We start from the raw sequence: 17,464 nt of genomic DNA, 5'->3' as shown, positions 1-17,464 counted from the left end.
TTACACATTGTCAATAAAGAAACCTTACAATCCTTGTCTATATTCGTAATATTATCGATTTTTAGAATGCATCCCGCTGGTACGCTTTGCTTTCTCTCCCTTATATTTTCTCCAGCCAACGTATGTTAATGTAAACAAAATGATCCCACCTGTAATTGTCATAAACCATATGAGAGACGAATCCACTTCATCTTTCTTTGCTGTTTGGAATATTTTTTGTAAATCTTCTTTTATAATCCCTAATTGCGTTTGTCCACTTTTATTTTTTAACATAACATTACGAAATTCATCCAAATACGATAAATGCGCATTTACACGCTGCGATTGATTTTCTGGCAATGCAATCATTAAACTTGGATAAATCACATCAAATTCACGTAGAAATGTATTTAACGATCGTTGGAAACCTTCATTATCTCCTGCTTGAAGTGTTTTTTCAACTTTAGCAAAAGCCCCCATAACACGTCCTTCTCGTTCTATCCAAAGCGGTTGATACTTAGATACCTCCGCATCTACCGCCAGTTGTAATGCTAATACATCATCTATTTTTATTTGACGATCTACACTTTCTTCTCCAAGCGATTGCTGTGCCTTGTCATATGCTAAAGAAATTATGCGAAAATGCATAGGTGTTAGTTTATTTTCCTTTGTGTTCTCTCGTAATACAAATCGCTCTGAAAAACTTCGCAATACTTGCGTTGCTTTCTCATATTCTTCCTGTTTTACAAGTTGTAAGGAATCATCTAGTAGTACCGTTAACTCAGTCCATTTTTCAGCATATATGCGTACTGGAAACAATATAATCAGAAATGCTATCATTCCAATTAAGACTCTTTTCATCCCGGTCCCCCCTATAACTACTAGTACAAAATATGTTAAGGTGGACAAGAATAGAACAGAACAAGGTTGAAAAATATTTTATGTTAATTGTTAAGGGATGAACTCTCGACTAATGAAAGTTTTACTTTATGAATAAAGATTCTTCATTGAAGTTTTACTCTTTTTTCGTAAATAACGATACATAAAATAACAAATCGCACTACCGCATAAAATCAATAATAAAATAACACATGCTGCATGCATAAAAAACTGTTCTGGTAGCATTAAAATAACCGGATCCGTTTCACTATCAAACTGCCAATAATCATTAGTAAAAAGAAGTTTATGAAATAGTACAAAACTCTTTTCAAAATTAATGGCAATGGGTAAAGTAAGCGCAATCGGAAATATAATAGTCAAAATTGCACCATGTAATAAAAACTTCACCTTTCTTTTTCGTAATAAGTACCACCCACCCAATAAAACAATACCAAGCGCCATACACATTCCGTATTGAATTTTCACTAAAATATTTTTCACATCAACAAAATGAATTCTTCCGCTTGTTGACATATCCAGTGTAGGAAACTGTAATGACCCTTGATAAAAAGGAGAAAGATATGTAATCAGCACATCATAGTTTCTCTTAATTTCAGACTCTGTCATATTTGCTAAATCTGGTATATTTAAAAAATGTATATCTGCATAATATATCCATTTTCCATATACAACAATTGTAGTTGCAGCAGCAAAAATAAAAAATGCGATACAGTATGAGACAATAGAATTTATACAGCTATCCAGCACTCTTGGTCCTATCTTATTTGCATTCATTCATTTCCCCCAATTCCTCATTTAAATTCATAACAAAAACTGCTTTCGATTCCTTCTCAAACAATAATAATATGTAATAGCTAGTACAACAATACTTAGCCAAAATGTAAAATAACCAATCTGTTCAACAAACAAATGCATAATACCATATCTCGGCATTTGCCAAAATAAATAGTCGATTACATCATTATGTAATGTCCATATACTCGCTACAATGAAATGCCACTTTTTAATACGGTAAAACGGAGCATACAATAAACCTTGCACGGCCATTGCAAAATGAGAAAATACCAACATATAGCCCATAAACCCAAGATCGCCCTGAACCATAAACATAATACCATTTACAACAACAGCCCAAATACCATATTTCATTAACGAAACGATTGCTAACGCTTCTATTAGTCCCCAATTTTTATTTCGTAAAAATGCGAATAACACGATTACAAAAAATAAACTTGCGATAGGGCTATCCGGAACAAATGGCCAGAATATCATTGAAGTTTCCATCAGTTGTTCTCCATACCAAACAAAACCAAATATTGTTCCTAGAATATTAATAATAAGTAAAAATATTAAAACTGAACGCTGTCTTAATAATGCATACAAATAAGCCAATCTATATGTACAACACCTTTCAAATATAGTAATTCTTTATAAAAACCAGTCCTTTTAAGTAGGAGAGAGCATCCGTTCATGCATAGTAGTGGTCAGATCCTTTACCTCATGCCAAGTGAGAAACACAACGAGAAAACAAATAGCGATTACCTTTTGTTCTTCATAGCAGACACTTTTAAATTGAAAAACAAAATGTATATATATTATAACAAACTTCCTCTTCCAAATAGAAAAACTGACTACAAAAAATTGCAGTCAGCCTTCACTTATTTCTTATTATATTTCGCAATAAATTCTGAAAGTTTCTTTACCTCTTCATCCGTACCTTTAAATACCCCTTTAGGCATTGCACCTTTTCCATCTTTCGCAATCTTTGCAATTTCTTCTGGTTTTAACGTTAAGTTTTGTAATGCTGGTGCTGCTGCACCCCCTTGTAAGTTATCACCATGACATGTTAAACATGTATTTTTTTGCATTAATTTATAACCATCATCATTTTTATCCACCTGTGTCGTTTTAACAATTGCACCCTGTTTTTTTGCAGCTTCCCAGTCATGATGTGCCACAGACTCCCATGTTAAAAAGATGATAGAAGCTATCGCTAATAGCATAAATCCAGTTGCCACTGGACGCTTCAACGGACGTCTTTCAGGGCCTCGATCGAGAAATGGAGCCAATAACAATGCTCCAAACGCAATTCCTGGCATAATAAATGCACCGATTACAGTATATGAGCCTGATGCGTATGAATATTTTAACAATTGATATAAAAATAAGAAGTACCAGTCTGGAAGTGGTATATATCCTGCATCTGTAGGATCCGCCATTCTCTCAAGTGGTGACGGATGCGCCACTGTTAAACATAAATAACCGATTAAAAAAACCGCACCAACCATCCATTCTTTTAACAAGAAGTTCGGCCAAAAAGCTTCTGTTTTCCCTGGATATTCAGAATAATCTTTTGGGATATTCGGTTTACGTGCTACAGGTACTCGTGAATCTCCCACAAACTTCATCCCTTTACCGCGATGCATAATCTCCCTCCTTTAATTCAGTTTTTCTTCTATTCTTTTAAATTAGCAATCTCTTATAGCGGACCAGAAATACCTTGTTTGCGAATCATGATGAAGTGGAAGGCCATTAGACCTAGAAGTGCTGCTGGTAAGAAGAAGACGTGAATAGCAAAGAAGCGAGTTAATGTTTGAGCCCCGACAATTTCGGAGTGACCAGCAAGTAATGTTTTAATATAAGGGCCGATAAGCGGTGTTTGCTCCGCAATTTGAATCCCTACTTTTGTTGCAAATAGTGCTTTCATATCCCATGGTAATAAATATCCAGTAAAACCAAGACCTAGCATAACAAAGAAAATAAGAACACCGACAATCCAGTTTAATTCACGAGGTTTCTTATATGCACCTTGGAAGAAGACCCTAAGTGTATGTAAAAACATCATTACAATTACCAGACTGGCACCCCAATGGTGCATGCCACGAACAATTTGCCCATATGCAACTTCATTTTGTAAATAATAAACTGATTCCCAAGCATTTTTAATATCAGGTACATAATACATTGTTAAAAACATTCCTGACAAAATTTGAATTACAGTAACAAAAAACGTAAGTCCCCCAAAGCAGTAGACGAATGCAGAAAAATGATGCGCCGGATTTACATGTTCGGGTACTTCATGGTCTGCAATATCACGCCATATCGGTGTAATATCTAGCCGCTCGTCCACCCAATCATAAATTTTATTTAACATCTATTTCGCACCCCCTCTTGGCTTTGCTTTTCCTAAATAAAGCGTTCCATCCTTCACTTTAGATTCATACACATCAAGTGGAGCAAGAGGCGGCGTTCCTTTTATGTTTATGCCATCTTTTGTGTAACGTCCTCCGTGACACGGACAAAAAAATTGATTAGGATGCGACTTATCCGAATTCCAGTTAACCGTGCACCCCAAATGTTTACACACTGGCGAAAACGCTACAATGTCTCCGCTTTCATCTTTGTGCACCCAAGCAGATTTAGGTTCTTCGGACTTGTACCAACCATCAACCTGCTTTACCTTAAAGTCAAAGCGTTTTGGTTCTGTTGTAACCTCTTTAACTTGTGCAACAGGAACCATCTCTCCCCCCGCCTCTTTCCTTAAAACCGGATCAAGTGCAAAACGCGTCATCGGCATTAAAATACCAGCTGCCATAAACCCCCCTACACCTGTAAGCGTGTAGTTTAAAAACTGTCTTCTTGACACACGATGTTCTTTCTCGCTCACGAAAATTTCCCCCCTCTATCAGAAATTGTCCCCTCGTGACAAACCAGTATAAAAAATAAAAAATAGGACACTTTCATGATATAATACCCACATGCACAGGTCAATATCATACTACTCATAATCATAAGAACTATCTGTTTATTATTTATTTTCCCACTTTTCAGTCAATAGAGACATTATATTTTTTACATGTGCCTGAATTACTTCTCTTTTCGCTTGATCACTAAATTGTTCTAACGATAGAGATGGTAACCAAAACAAATGACCTGGTAGCATATCTTCAGCCTCTTTCCATCCCAAATCACTGGTAACATACGCAATATGTTTCAGTCCTTGGTCTTGTAAATGGCTTGCCCACTCTTGCAATCGCGCTTGCTCTTTCTTTTGTTGCTCCGCTAAATAAGTAAAAGGAGGTAGTAAGAGTACTCTTCCTTTATATTCTCTTTCTAATTCCATACTTAAAGTTTGAATAAATTCTCCTTGCTCTACAATCCCCTTCATTTCTTTTGCTACGGAAATAGAAAGAAGGGGTATAATACCAGTATCCACATACTCCCTAGCTTGTTCAAATTGCTCCGCATCTTTTACAACCCATTTCATCATAATTCCCTCCTTTACTTGTTATTTCAATCTAAATGACAGAACTTTCACTTTATATCTATTAAACCATACTAAAACGGGTAAAAAAAGAAAAACTACCTAATATAGGTAGTTTTTCTTTAAGTAGTCGGAAATTTGTCAAAATTAAATAAAAAATTATTCCTTATAAGCTTTTTAATTCCTCGGTTAACTTACAAAAAGTTTCCTTATCCTGATTGTCGAGCGCTTCATCAATTTGCTTTAAAAGTCGGTCTCTTCGAAATGAAAATACACTCTCTTCTAAAAATCGTTCCGCAAGTAAACGATCTTTTTCATTTACTTCAATATGCTTTGGTAAGTACGGATTTTCTTCTAATACTGCTACATAATTTGCATTTTGGAACGATGATTTAAAATTAAGCTGAATATAAATGTCCTCATCTCGATTTAAACGGATGTCATGAAACGATTTTTCTGCATCCGTCGTCATAACATTTTGTTTAAAGAAGTGAAACGGTGTATCTTTTACACAATTTGCTGACATCACTAAACCACGAGGACAGTATTTTGCATGTTCTACGAAGTGGACTTTGTGCATTAATTGATCATGACTCATTAAATAATTTAAAATCCATACACATTCACGCTGTTTCAGTTGGTAATTGTTTAAAAACCACTTTACAAAATCCTTCTTCTCGTTTACAGAAACAGGGGTATTCATAGCGCTTAGTCCCTCCTCTGTCTTTCTTTTTTATTAGATTCAAGAAGCAGCATGCACTTTCCTTCCAACTTATGAAAAATCCTCTAAATTATATAGCAATTCTTCGATGTGAATTTGTGTCGGGTCCAGTTGTAGTAAGCGTGTAAATACTTCTTTTGCCTCTCTTCGTAAGCCTTCTTCTAACAGGAAATAACCGTACTCTTCCAAGAAATCTGGATGATTCTTAAAAGAAGTATATGCACTCTCATAGTGTTTTAATGCATCAGAATACATTTCTAATTGTTTTTTCGCAAATGCTAGATCCCAAAGTAATTGTGTATCTTGCTCTCCACTATCCATTGCATTTTCTACAGCAGCAATTAGTTCTTCATATTTTTCTTGTTCTTTTAAGATATATGCATATTTTAATATCGCACCTAAATGTCCCGGATCAAGCTGTAATGCTTTTTGAAGCAATTCTTCTGCTTCTGCTAGCTTTCCTATCTTCGCTGCAATATTTGCAAGTTCTACATAAAGAGGTACGGATAATTCATCAATTTTAATTCCTTCATGAAGTGTTTCATAGCTTTCTTGAAGCATCCCTTCTTTTTCATAACATTTAGCTAAATACATATATAAAGAAGCATATTCTGGATCTAATTCTTTTAATTCTTTCCAAGCCCCAATTGCTCTTTGATACTCTTCGCCTTGATAAAGTGTAAATGCATAGCCGAATAAAGAATGAATATCTTTCTGCTCTTCTAGCCCTTCTTCATAATACGTAATGGCTTCTTCCCAGTTTCCAATTGCACTTAACGTTTCAGCTAAACGAAGAGCAATCACAACCCCTCCCATTACTTTATGCTCAGCAAGTAATGACTCATAATAGGCAATCGCTTTTTGCTCTTCACCTTTACTGCTATAGAGTTCTGCTAATCCAAAAGTAATAACAGGCTCTTCTGGCATCATTTCTTTTGCTTTTAATAGTTTTTGTTCCGCAACATCATCGAAACCCTGCATTTGAAATAAATCTGCAACAAGTAATAGAGATTGAACATATAGTTCATCATCTTCAGGAATATCATGAAGTACTTCGATCGCCTCGTCTTCTTTATCTAAATCAATGTATAATTCTGCTAAAAATATTGTAAACTCGCTTTCTTCGGGATATAACAAACGTAGGTCTTCTGTAATAGCTAACGCTTCATCAATAAATCCAAGTGTATGATAGTAACGGGCGATATCATATTTTTCTTCGTCCGTCCCTTGTTTTACCAATTCTTTTAATAGTTCTAATCCTTTTTCCGCTTCACCGTTTTCAATGTAAGAAACAGCTTGTTCAAACTTTTGCATAAATTTCTCCTTTAACTCTTATAATATTCTCTTCTGTTCATTAATAATAAACAACTGTCACCACGTACGCAACTAAAAGGAAACAGCAAAGAACCTTTCCCAACTGAAAAGATTCTTTTGCTTCACAGAGATTCTAACTGATCAAAAAATTCCGGATAGGATACAGCGACTGCATTACCATTTTCAATTTGCACTTCGCCTTCTGCTATACAGGACGCAATTGCAAGCATCATACCAATGCGATGGTCTCCATGACTATCAACAATATTTCCTTGTAATTTCTGATTTCCATTAATAATCATGCCATCTGAAGTCGCTTCAATTTTCACTCCCAGTTTTTGAAGTTCATACACAACTGTATCAATACGATTCGTTTCTTTTACTTTTAACTCCTCAGCATCTTTAATAATTGTTGTCCCGATCGCTTGTGTCGCCAGTAAGGCAATAATAGGAATTTCATCAATTAATCTTGGAATAAGTGAACCGCCAATTTCCATTCCTTTCAGCTCAGAAGTTTCAATTGTAATATCTCCACATGGTTCAAACTCTTCATTTCGAACATTGTGAGTTGAAATACGCGCTCCCATCTCTGATAACACATCTAGAATCCCTGTTCTTGTTGGATTTAAACCAACATTTTTCAATACAAGTTTACTATTCGGTACAATTGCACCCGCTACTAAGAAAAAGGCTGCTGAAGAAATATCACCTGGAACCTCAATTTCCAATCCCCTAAGCGATTGACCACCTTGTAATGAAACTGTTCGACTATTCACATCTACTTTACATCCAAATGCCCGTAGCATTCGCTCCGTATGATCACGTGATTGTAGCGGTTCGGTTACTGATGTTATCCCTTCTCCTTGTAAACCAGCAAGTAAAACCGCTGATTTCACTTGCGCGCTTGCTACAGGAGAATGATAGTGTATACCTTTTATATTTCCTCCACGTATCGACAAAGGCGTATATTGTCCCTCTTCCCTTCCGTCAATTTGTGCATTCATTTCGCGAAGAGGGGCCGTAACACGTTTCATAGGACGTTTTCCAATAGATTCATCGCCAATGATAGTGCAATGGAAAGGAGTATTTGCTAAAATACCGAGCATAAGACGAATGGTGGTTCCTGAATTACCTACATCTAGTACCTCTTTTGGTTCCTGTAATCCAGCTAATCCTTTTCCATATACATTGACATCGTTACCATCTTGTTCAATCATTACGCCTAATTTTTGAAAGCAAACAATCGTACTTAAACAGTCTTCTCCTAATAAAAAATTTGAAATTTTTGTTGTACCCTCTGCTATAGCTCCAAACATCACAGCACGGTGCGAAATTGATTTATCTCCAGGTACAGCAATTGTGCCATTCAAACCATTCTTCCGCCTCATGATTCTCCTCATTTTTTATCACCTCTATTACAAATAATATATACTTTTGTACACCTATATCATCGCTATATATTCATGTTGATTTTTTAACATATAAGTTGTTATAAAGAGCAAAAGGTGATCCATACTCTTTTACTCTCTTGATCTTCCCTTAGCACATGGCTAAAAAAGACACTGATCGGTTCCATGCACGGCCGAATCCCCTCTCTCACCTAAAGATTAGATTTTATGTCAGTTTTTCAATTTATATGTACATATCTTTATTGTACTGCTTTCCGTCTTCATCGCGCAAATATGGTCTAAAAGAAAACGACTCCTATAATGAGGAGCCGTGACTTTTCTTAAGAATATGTTTCTTCTTTCTTTTTCTGCTCTTTCACAAGTTCCGTAAGCAATCCAATAATCTCATCATTCTCTTCTTTTAAACCAACAGTAATACGAATACCATCTGGCAATCCAAACGCAGCACCTGAACGAACTATATACCCTTTTTGCATTAATCTTTCAAATGCTTCATTACCAGGGATCCCAAGATCTAAGAAGATGAAATTTGTTTGTGATGGATAGTAAAAAACGTCGTACTCCTGACAGAACGTATAATATTGATTTAGCCCTTCAGCATTTCGTTTCACACATTCTCGTAAAAATTCTTGATCTTCTATCGCTGCCAAACCAACTGCTTGCGCAATAGATGAAGTATTAAATGGTAATCTTGCTACTTCTAATTGCTGTATAAGTTTTTCATTCCCCACAGCATATCCAATACGAAAAGCAGCTAAACCATATGCTTTTGAAAATGTACGTAACACCATAAAGTTTTCATATTTTTCAAGAAGCGGCAATGTTTGAGGATAGTCTTCCGCTCCTGCGTATTCATAGTATGCTTCATCCATAATAACAAGGGCAGTTTTGGGAACTGCCTCTAAAAATGAAAGTAATTTTTGTTTTTCTACATATGTTCCTGTCGGGTTATTCGGATTACAAATCCATACAATTTGCGTTTTTTCATCAATTTCCTTTAGCATCGCATCCAAGTCATGAATACCATCCTTAAGCGGCACTTCACGAACCTCTGCCCCTTCAATTACAGCATGGTGATGATATTGTGAAAATGTTGGGTTTGCCATCACAACATTTGTACCTTTTTGTAATAAGGCGCGACTAACCATTTGAATCACTTCATCTAAACCACTACCGAATAAAAGTTGTTCTGGTTTCACATGAAGGTGTGCAGCTACTTTTTCACGAAGTTCAAACGCTGCTCCATCTGGATACAGAGCGGATTGTGTACTTAATGCAGCTAACGCTTCTCCTACACGTTTTGAACAACCAAACGGGTTTTCATTAGATGCTAATTTTACAATTTTAGATAACCCATACTCTCTTTTTACTTCTTCAATGTTTTTACCAGGCACATATGCTTTCAAAGTTAACAATTGCTCTTTTACTCTCATTTTAGTTCCCCCTGTCATTTTACTAGATCAGACCGTAATACAATCGCCTTTTCACAATACATATGCTCTACTTCATGCTGCAACTTTTTTGTCATGACTGTCATCATACGAATACATAAGTAAAGCATTCGATGTATCTATGTCTTTTACATACATCACTCATACATAAGTAAAGCCTTCCAAGCGTCTTCACGATGCCAGAAAACATGCATTTATGTCAGCCATCGATACAGTATCAGTGGGATAGGGTTCCATTATCATTTTTTATTCTTTTCATTAAACGCTCTGCTACAGTCAATATCTCCTCAACTACACGATCCTTACCTGTAATTGCGCCGTAAATTACACAAATCAAATGGATTCCGCATCTCTTTGAAATGCTTCTAATGCAGTATGAACAGTCTCATCAGAAATAGATACGACATTCACTACCCCATATTCCTGCATAAGTACCATACGAATTGTTCCTGCGTTCGCTTTTTTATCTTGCTTCATTACCTGCACAAGACGTTCTATATGTAGGTTCTTTGGCATATGCGGATAACCATACTGAGAAAACCAACGCTGTATTTCTTTATAACCAAGGTCTACCTTGTAAATTTGTTCACTTAAAAATATAGCGAATAACATACCAATCGCTACTCCATCACCATGTGTAATTTTTCCATACCCCATCTCTTTTTCAAGAGCATGTCCTAATGTATGTCCAAAATTCAAATGAGCACGTACACCTTTTTCCGTTTCATCTTGTGCTACAATATTCGCTTTTACAGAAATTGCTCGCTTTAGTATATAAATTAATTTTTCATCCCGTATATCTTCTAATCCTTTTACTTCTCGCTGTAACCAATGATACAATTCAACATCACCGATAAAGGCATGTTTAATTACTTCAGCAAACCCTGAACGCCACTCTTTTTCCGGTAATGAATTTAGAAATGGAGTATGATACAAAACTGCTTCTGGTTGATGAAACGCTCCAATCATATTTTTCCCTAGCGGATGGTTAATGGCAACTTTTCCACCAACTGCGCTGTCATGTGCCAGTAAAGTTGTCGGAACTTGAATAAAGCGAATACCGCGCATAAATGTAGCCGCAACAAAACCAGCTAAATCACCAATCATTCCTCCTCCAAGTGCAACAACTAGAGAATGTCGATCCATCACATTTTCAAGTGCTGATGTATGAGCCGCATAAAAATTTTCAAATGATTTTTCTTTCTCTCCACTTGGAACAATAAATGAAAAAACATGTTTTTCTACTTGTAATGCATTCATAACTGCTTCTAAATGGAATGATGCCACAGATTCATCAGAAATGACCATGATATTAGAAACAATTGGTTTCATATTTCGAACAAGCGTTGTCAAATGTGACAGCGCATCTTTTCCGACATATACATCATACTCTTTAGACTGTGTTTGAATATGTATTTTTTCCATTAAAACTCCCTCGCATATTCATTATGTTTCTTTATATTTTCACGAATACAATCCATACGATCTGCTCCAAATTGTTCTACTAAAGCCGCTGCTAATTCCCATGCAACAACTGCTTCTGCCACAACGCTAGCTGCCGGTACAGCACAGCTATCAGATCGTTCAATACTCGCTGAAAAAGATTCTTTTGTATCAATATCAACACTCTGAAGCGGTTTATATAGAGTTGGAATTGGTTTCATGACGCCGCGAACAACAACCGGCATTCCTGTTGTCATGCCACCTTCTAATCCACCTGCATGATTCGTTCGTCTCGTATATCCTTTTTCTTTATCCCAAAGAATTTCATCGTGTACTTGACTCCCTGGCTTATGTGCTGCTTCAAATCCAATACCAATTTCCACACCTTTAAAAGCATTTATACTCATTACTGCTGCTGCTAATTTCGCATCGAGTTTTCGATCATAATGTACATAACTCCCTACTCCAATTGGCATTCCTTCTACAATTACTTCTACAACCCCACCAATTGAATCTCCACTTGCTTTTGCATCATCAATTGCCTGCATCATCTTTTCAGACGATTCCTCATCTAAACACCGAACAGGAGATGCTTCTGTAATTTCTTTTAGTTGTTCTATTGATTCGTATGTAAACTTTTCTGCTTGCACACCACCAATTTCAATTACATGTCCAGCAACTTTTACACCTAGTTCTGCTAAAAGTTTTTTTGCAACAGCTCCCGCTGCAACTCGAACCGTTGTTTCACGTGCTGAAGAACGTTCAAGTACATTTCTCATATCACGGTGTCCATATTTAATTGCACCATTTAAATCAGCATGACCAGGTCTCGGTCTTGTAATTTGTCTCTTCATCTCTTTTTCTTCTTGTTCAGTTAACGGATCTACTCCCATAATCTTTGTCCAATGAGTAAAATCTCGATTTTCAACAACGAGTGTAATGGGAGAACCAAGCGTATGACCATGTCTGACACCACTAACTATTTGCACTTGATCTTTTTCAATTTGCATGCGTCTGCCACGTCCGTAACCTTTCTGCCTTCTTGCTAATTCTTCATTTATATCATCTGCTACTAAAGGTAACCCTGCTGGAATACCTTCCAAAATTGTCGTAAGTTGCGGACCATGAGATTCACCAGCTGTAATATATCGCATCGGTTATTCCCCCTTTTCTTGTAATTCTTTTATCCCACATTAACGGGCGGGAAGAGGCTCTGACCGCTTTTATGCATGGCCCGATGATCTCTTCCTAAAAAAGAAAAAGTTTATATCGTTTTTTCAATTTGTATAGTTATTCCAAAGTTATTCTTCATTTATAGAAGTTCCACTTTATGTATCAATATATCATACCAACCTTTACTTCGTAACTATTTGAAACTAAAAAAGTGCAAGAGGAGTATTCACACTCCCCTTGCACTTTTCACTGTTACCACAGTAATTAAAGCGTTTACAAATTATTTTAAAATAATTAGTAAATCCATTGATTCATTAATTTTGAGTAGTCTACTAATTCTTCTTCTTTAAAGAAAATACCAATCTCACGTTCTGCACTTTCTAGAGAATCAGAACCATGGATAATATTTTTCGCAACTGTTACACCAAAATCGCCACGAATTGTACCTGGTGCCGCTTCATGAGGTCTTGTTTTACCCATCATATTACGAGCAGTATCTACTACACCTTCACCTTGCCATACCATTGCAAAAACAGGACCAGATGTAATAAAATCTACTAATTCACCAAAGAAAGGTCTTTCTTTGTGCTCAGCGTAATGTTCTCCTGCAATTTCTGGAGTAACCTGCATTAATTTCGCACCAACTAATTGAAAGCCCTTTTTCTCAAAACGAGCTACAATTTCCCCAATGAAGGCACGTTGTACACCATCTGGTTTTACCATTAGAAATGTTTTTTCCATAAAAAATCTCTCCACTTCTGAATTATGTATGTAATTGTATATCCCCACACACATATTATCACCCTTGTCACAATTGTGCAATAGTTTTGAAATAGAGAGATTATTTTATTTATAAAAGAAAGTCATTAAAATTTTCGTTTCCCAATATACTTTGCAACATTTTGCAAAGCATATTTTGCTTGTCCACGTGGCAATGGTTTTATTACCTCTAATGCTTTATGTAAATAACGTTCACTAAATGCAAATGCCCGATCGATTGCTGAGCTTGTTTTAATATCATGAATAATTTCTTTCATCTCACTTGCAGTTGTATTTTCATGCACAGAAACTATTTTCGCGCGAAGCTTTGGATCTTCCATTGCATACAAAACTGGGAGTGTAATATTCCCTTGCAACAAATCTCCACCAGCAGGTTTTCCTAATTTTTCTTCTGTTGAAACGAAGTCTAAAATATCATCAATAATTTGATAAGACATACCAACAAAATAACCATACCAAAACAAACGATTTACTGTATCACGGCTCGCACCAGAAGCAATAGCTCCCAACTGACAACTAGCCGCAATCAACAATGCTGTTTTTCTCTTAATCCGTCGTAAATATGTTCTTAAATTTTGATTATAATTATATTTATCCTTAATTTGTTCGATTTCACCTTTACATACTTCCAAAATTGTATACGATAATGCCTGGTGTGCTTCAGGAACTTCTAAATTTGTAATACACTCAAGAGACTTTGCAAACAAATAATCTCCCGTATACATTGCAATACGGTCTCCCCATTTTGCATTTACGGTTGCACTACTTCTTCGTAAGAGTGCTGCGTCAATTACATCATCATGAACAAGAGAAGCCATATGAATGAGCTCTAAAGCAACTGCAACATGTTTAATTGCATCTAACTTGTAGTCTCCAAACTTGCCTGCAAGAAGCACAAAAACAGGACGAATTCGTTTACCACCAGCTTCGATAAGCTGTAATGCCGCATCTTCTATTAGTTGTTGCTCTGAGGCAACAACCTTTTTTAATTCTTTTTCTATTACATCAATATCCGATCGTAAAAAAGAGTACATAAGTTGTAACTTCATATTGTTCACCTTAACCTAAAAACGTCTTTTTTCTTTTTTCTATTTTGACTTTGGTTTGAATCCTAAGTGCATAGCTGCTACACCAAAGGTAAATGGTTTCACTTGTACATGCTCAAGCCCTGCAGATTCAAACATCTTCCCTAATTCTTTCATCCCAGGGAATGTGCTAGCAGACTCCTGAAGCCATGAATATTCCTTATAGCTTTTCGCAAACATTTTACCAAACAACGGCATAATATATTTGAAATACAAAATGTACATCTGACGAAAACCAATCATTGTTGGTTGAGATGTTTCTAAACAAATTACTTTGCCGCCTGGTTTTACTACTCGAGTCATTTCTTTTAGTACATGCATATAATCAGGAACATTACGAAGACCAAAGCCAATTGTTACATAATCAAATGTATTATCTTCAAATGGAAGTTCCATTGCATTCCCATGCATAAGTTCTACCTGTTTTAAATTTAAAGCTTCAACTTTCTCTTTCCCAACAGATAGCATATTTTCACTGAAGTCTAATCCATATACTTTCCCAGTCGTTCCAACCGCATCAGCAAGTGCAATTGTCCAATCAGCAGTTCCACAACACACATCTAACGCCTTGCTTCCTAACTGCACATCCATAATTCGCATCGTTTCTTTTCGCCATGCTTTATGCCTTTGAAAACTTATAACTGAGTTCATTACATCGTATTTATCAGAGATTTTTTCAAATACGTCATGTACTCTTTCTTCTTTTGATTGTTGCATGCGCTTACCCTTCTTCCAATATAAAGTTGCTTATGTTTTCAATTTATCTTTTAAAGTAGAAACTACCCCATCAATTTCTTTATGACTTTGTAGAAATATTTTTTCTTGTTTATTCATTTCTTCCATCCACTCTGTAAAGACAGCTTCCACATTTTTGTCATCATTTGACAATACTGCTTGAACCGCTTGAAAAACAGGTGTATTTTTTCTTTCAGCATACAATTGATACTCTTTTTGAAGCCGATTATTCCCTAGCATATACGCTATAAACGGTTTCCAATGTGATAAATGAAAATGATCACACGTTTTTTGTAAAAGTGCCGATTCAATGGTCATAACACTTTTAACTACTTCATCTACTGTTTCATATGCTCTCTGATATAACATAATTTTATGTTCATTAATTTCTTTAATCCCCTCAGCAAGCGCACGAATTAATACAATATCACAATTCATTGAAAGTAAATAATAATACAATCCACTATAGTAATCACCTGCAAGTACTGTAAGCTGACGACGCTTATGGAATCCACTTGTTTCTTCATCTGCCTTGTTTGATACTTTTTCATGTGTATCAAGAGCGATTTGTACAAGCATAATCGTCACAACATAGTGATCGATTTGGTCTTTATGTAAATTTGCACTTTTTAAAGCAGCATATAAAAGTACTACCTTTTCTTCATCAATAAATGGTTCTTCAATATAGTTTATAAAATAAGGATGGCGCAGGTTTGATAACAACTGCTCCTTTATATCCGCATACCCTCCGTAGATGTCACACACAAAAAATCACCCTTGTTTTCTAATTCATAAAACCTATTATAACACATACACTCTATTTTCTATAACCAAAACTTAGGGAATCAAAACAAACTACAATTTAGAATTCTATTCGTGCGATACGCATAAAAAAACAAAATTTCATTCACCTATAAGTTTTTGAACAACCATAAAAAAATATAACCCTTGTTTAAAGACTATATTTCCTTAATAAACTCACATTAAAGTGAAAGTTTCCTTTCTATCTACCTCACTATAAACATGTAAATTTTACAAGCAGTAGTCCTCCACCTAATCTCTTTTTTTGATACTGATATTTCTTCTTACAAATAGCCTGCATCGACAGGAAACTCTTATTAAAATAAAATAAAATAATATAAATAAAAAAGAAAAGCAGTTTCCCGCTTTCCTTTACTTTGTCTTAATAAAAGACAAAATTTCGCTACGTGCCGCTGCATCATTTTCTAACACACCGCGCACTGCTGTAGTTACCGTTTTTGCACCCGGCTTTTTCACGCCGCGCATTGTCATGCACATATGCTCCGCTTCAACAACTACCATCACACCATGAGGTTCTAGTACTTCCATAATAGAATTAGCGACCGTTGACGTAATACGTTCTTGAAGTTGTGGACGACGTGCAATTGTATCTACAGTACGAGCTAATTTACTTAAACCTGTTACTTTTCCACCACGTGGAATATATGCAACATGAGCAACTCCGTAAAACGGAACAAGATGGTGCTCACACATCGAATAGAATGGAATATCTTTTACTAATACAAGCTCCTCGTGATCTTCTCCGAACACTTTGTGCAAATGTTCCTTTGGATCTTCATGCATACCTGAAAATACTTCTGCATACATTTTCGCAACACGTTTCGGCGTATCAAGTACTCCTTCACGATTTGGATCATCTCCAATTGCTTCTAGAATAAGACGCACTGCTTGCTCGATTTGTTCTAAGTTAACTTTTGCCATCCGCTTAACCCTCCCGAAAAACCTAAAAGTGATACGAACACATTCTAGCATATTTATGATTTTAAAAGCAAAAAGAAGAGTTCCCAAAAAGGAAACTCTTCTTCCCTGTTAATATGTAAGGATTATTTAACCGCATCTTTTAACGCTTTACCAGGTTTGAATGCAGGTACTTTACTTGCAGCGATTTCAATTTCCTCACCAGTTTGTGGGTTACGTCCTTTACGAGCCGCACGCTCACGAACTTCGAAGTTACCGAATCCGATCAATTGTACTTTATCACCTTGTTTTAAAGCTTCTAAGATAGAATCAAAAACAGCGTCAACTGCTTTTGTTGCGTCCTTTTTAGAAAGGGAACTTGCTTCTGCAACAGCATTGATTAAATCTGTCTTGTTCATGCCATTCACCTCCTCCCAAAGATAAGACTGTATAATGATCATAAAATGAGTCTTACTTTCATTTGTAGGCAA

The 17,464-nt window shown here is 36.0% G+C and carries 20 protein-coding genes; all 20 read right to left on the bottom strand.

What is annotated here, in order from left to right; all coding sequences use genetic code 11:
- Window positions 1–51 precede the first annotated feature (51 nt).
- The 20 genes from ypjB to CN288_RS10210 all read right to left on the bottom strand — a co-directional run bounded on the left by ypjB (window position 52) and on the right by CN288_RS10210 (window position 17,392).
- On the bottom strand, window positions 52–840 hold the full coding sequence (gene ypjB / locus CN288_RS10300; RefSeq protein ID WP_026591186.1) for a sporulation protein YpjB: 789 nt from the start codon (window positions 838–840) through the stop codon (window positions 52–54).
- A gap of 126 nt (window positions 841–966) precedes the next feature.
- Window positions 967–1,653, bottom strand: coding sequence for a lipoprotein intramolecular transacylase Lit (gene lit / locus CN288_RS10295; protein ID WP_026591187.1), 687 nt, complete (start codon window positions 1,651–1,653; stop codon window positions 967–969).
- A gap of 27 nt (window positions 1,654–1,680) precedes the next feature.
- Entirely contained in the window at window positions 1,681–2,271 is a 591-nt protein-coding gene (locus CN288_RS10290) for a DUF1405 domain-containing protein (RefSeq protein WP_026591188.1), read from the bottom strand.
- 266 nt (window positions 2,272–2,537) lie between these two features.
- Entirely contained in the window at window positions 2,538–3,305 is a 768-nt protein-coding gene (gene qcrC, locus CN288_RS10285) for a menaquinol-cytochrome c reductase cytochrome b/c subunit (protein ID WP_026591189.1), read from the bottom strand.
- Between the two features lie 53 nt (window positions 3,306–3,358).
- The gene (qcrB, locus tag CN288_RS10280) at window positions 3,359–4,033 is read right to left on the bottom strand and encodes a menaquinol-cytochrome c reductase cytochrome b subunit (RefSeq protein ID WP_000932700.1); all 675 of its coding nucleotides are present in this window, start codon (window positions 4,031–4,033) and stop codon (window positions 3,359–3,361) included.
- The gene (qcrA, locus tag CN288_RS10275) at window positions 4,034–4,546 is read right to left on the bottom strand and encodes a menaquinol-cytochrome c reductase iron-sulfur subunit (protein WP_098302228.1); all 513 of its coding nucleotides are present in this window, start codon (window positions 4,544–4,546) and stop codon (window positions 4,034–4,036) included. It abuts the gene before it with no gap.
- Window positions 4,547–4,687: 141 nt separating this feature from the next.
- Window positions 4,688–5,149 carry a YpiF family protein gene (locus CN288_RS10270; protein ID WP_081810985.1) on the bottom strand — a complete coding sequence of 154 codons (462 nt, stop codon included), beginning with the start codon at window positions 5,147–5,149 and terminating at the stop codon, window positions 4,688–4,690.
- A gap of 160 nt (window positions 5,150–5,309) precedes the next feature.
- The gene (locus CN288_RS10265; RefSeq protein WP_026591192.1) at window positions 5,310–5,846 is read right to left on the bottom strand and encodes a ReoY family proteolytic degradation factor; all 537 of its coding nucleotides are present in this window, start codon (window positions 5,844–5,846) and stop codon (window positions 5,310–5,312) included.
- Window positions 5,847–5,915: 69 nt separating this feature from the next.
- The gene (locus CN288_RS10260; RefSeq protein ID WP_026591193.1) at window positions 5,916–7,178 is read right to left on the bottom strand and encodes a tetratricopeptide repeat protein; all 1,263 of its coding nucleotides are present in this window, start codon (window positions 7,176–7,178) and stop codon (window positions 5,916–5,918) included.
- Window positions 7,179–7,300: 122 nt separating this feature from the next.
- Window positions 7,301–8,578, bottom strand: a complete 1,278-nt coding sequence (gene aroA / locus CN288_RS10255) for a 3-phosphoshikimate 1-carboxyvinyltransferase (RefSeq protein ID WP_098302227.1) — start codon at window positions 8,576–8,578, stop codon at window positions 7,301–7,303.
- A gap of 329 nt (window positions 8,579–8,907) precedes the next feature.
- Window positions 8,908–10,020: a histidinol-phosphate transaminase gene (gene hisC, locus CN288_RS10250; protein ID WP_026591195.1), complete on the bottom strand. Its 1,113-nt coding sequence runs from the start codon at window positions 10,018–10,020 to the stop codon at window positions 8,908–8,910.
- Window positions 10,021–10,034: 14 nt separating this feature from the next.
- Window positions 10,035–10,148 carry a chorismate mutase gene (locus CN288_RS28250; RefSeq protein WP_141527947.1) on the bottom strand — a complete coding sequence of 38 codons (114 nt, stop codon included), beginning with the start codon at window positions 10,146–10,148 and terminating at the stop codon, window positions 10,035–10,037.
- Between the two features lie 223 nt (window positions 10,149–10,371).
- Window positions 10,372–11,463 (bottom strand): 3-dehydroquinate synthase, encoded by a 1,092-nt coding sequence (aroB, locus tag CN288_RS10245; protein WP_098302226.1) that lies wholly within the window; start codon window positions 11,461–11,463, stop codon window positions 10,372–10,374.
- Complete coding sequence (gene aroC / locus CN288_RS10240; RefSeq protein WP_026591197.1) at window positions 11,463–12,635, bottom strand: chorismate synthase; 1,173 nt, start codon at window positions 12,633–12,635, stop codon at window positions 11,463–11,465. The genes aroB and aroC overlap by 1 nt, the downstream gene beginning before the upstream one ends.
- 313 nt (window positions 12,636–12,948) lie before the next feature.
- Entirely contained in the window at window positions 12,949–13,395 is a 447-nt protein-coding gene (gene ndk, locus CN288_RS10235; RefSeq protein WP_000415880.1) for a nucleoside-diphosphate kinase, read from the bottom strand.
- A gap of 125 nt (window positions 13,396–13,520) precedes the next feature.
- A complete protein-coding gene (gene hepT, locus CN288_RS10230; protein ID WP_026591198.1) occupies window positions 13,521–14,483 on the bottom strand; it encodes a heptaprenyl diphosphate synthase component II in 963 nt (320 codons plus the stop codon).
- Window positions 14,484–14,522: 39 nt separating this feature from the next.
- Window positions 14,523–15,236 carry a demethylmenaquinone methyltransferase gene (locus CN288_RS10225; RefSeq protein WP_026591199.1) on the bottom strand — a complete coding sequence of 238 codons (714 nt, stop codon included), beginning with the start codon at window positions 15,234–15,236 and terminating at the stop codon, window positions 14,523–14,525.
- 30 nt (window positions 15,237–15,266) lie between these two features.
- Window positions 15,267–16,019: a heptaprenyl diphosphate synthase component 1 gene (locus CN288_RS10220; RefSeq protein WP_098302225.1), complete on the bottom strand. Its 753-nt coding sequence runs from the start codon at window positions 16,017–16,019 to the stop codon at window positions 15,267–15,269.
- A 408-nt stretch (window positions 16,020–16,427) separates the two neighbouring features.
- Window positions 16,428–16,997, bottom strand: coding sequence for a GTP cyclohydrolase I FolE (gene folE, locus CN288_RS10215; protein WP_026591201.1), 570 nt, complete (start codon window positions 16,995–16,997; stop codon window positions 16,428–16,430).
- 122 nt (window positions 16,998–17,119) lie between these two features.
- The gene (locus CN288_RS10210) at window positions 17,120–17,392 is read right to left on the bottom strand and encodes an HU family DNA-binding protein (protein WP_001043860.1); all 273 of its coding nucleotides are present in this window, start codon (window positions 17,390–17,392) and stop codon (window positions 17,120–17,122) included.
- Between the last annotated feature and the right edge of the window lie 72 nt (window positions 17,393–17,464).

The organism is Bacillus sp. AFS023182, assembly GCF_002560575.1.
Taxonomy (GTDB): domain Bacteria; phylum Bacillota; class Bacilli; order Bacillales; family Bacillaceae_G; genus Bacillus_A; species Bacillus_A arachidis.
Note: the sequence above shows the minus strand (reverse complement) of the source record. Positions and strands in the feature narration are given on the sequence as shown.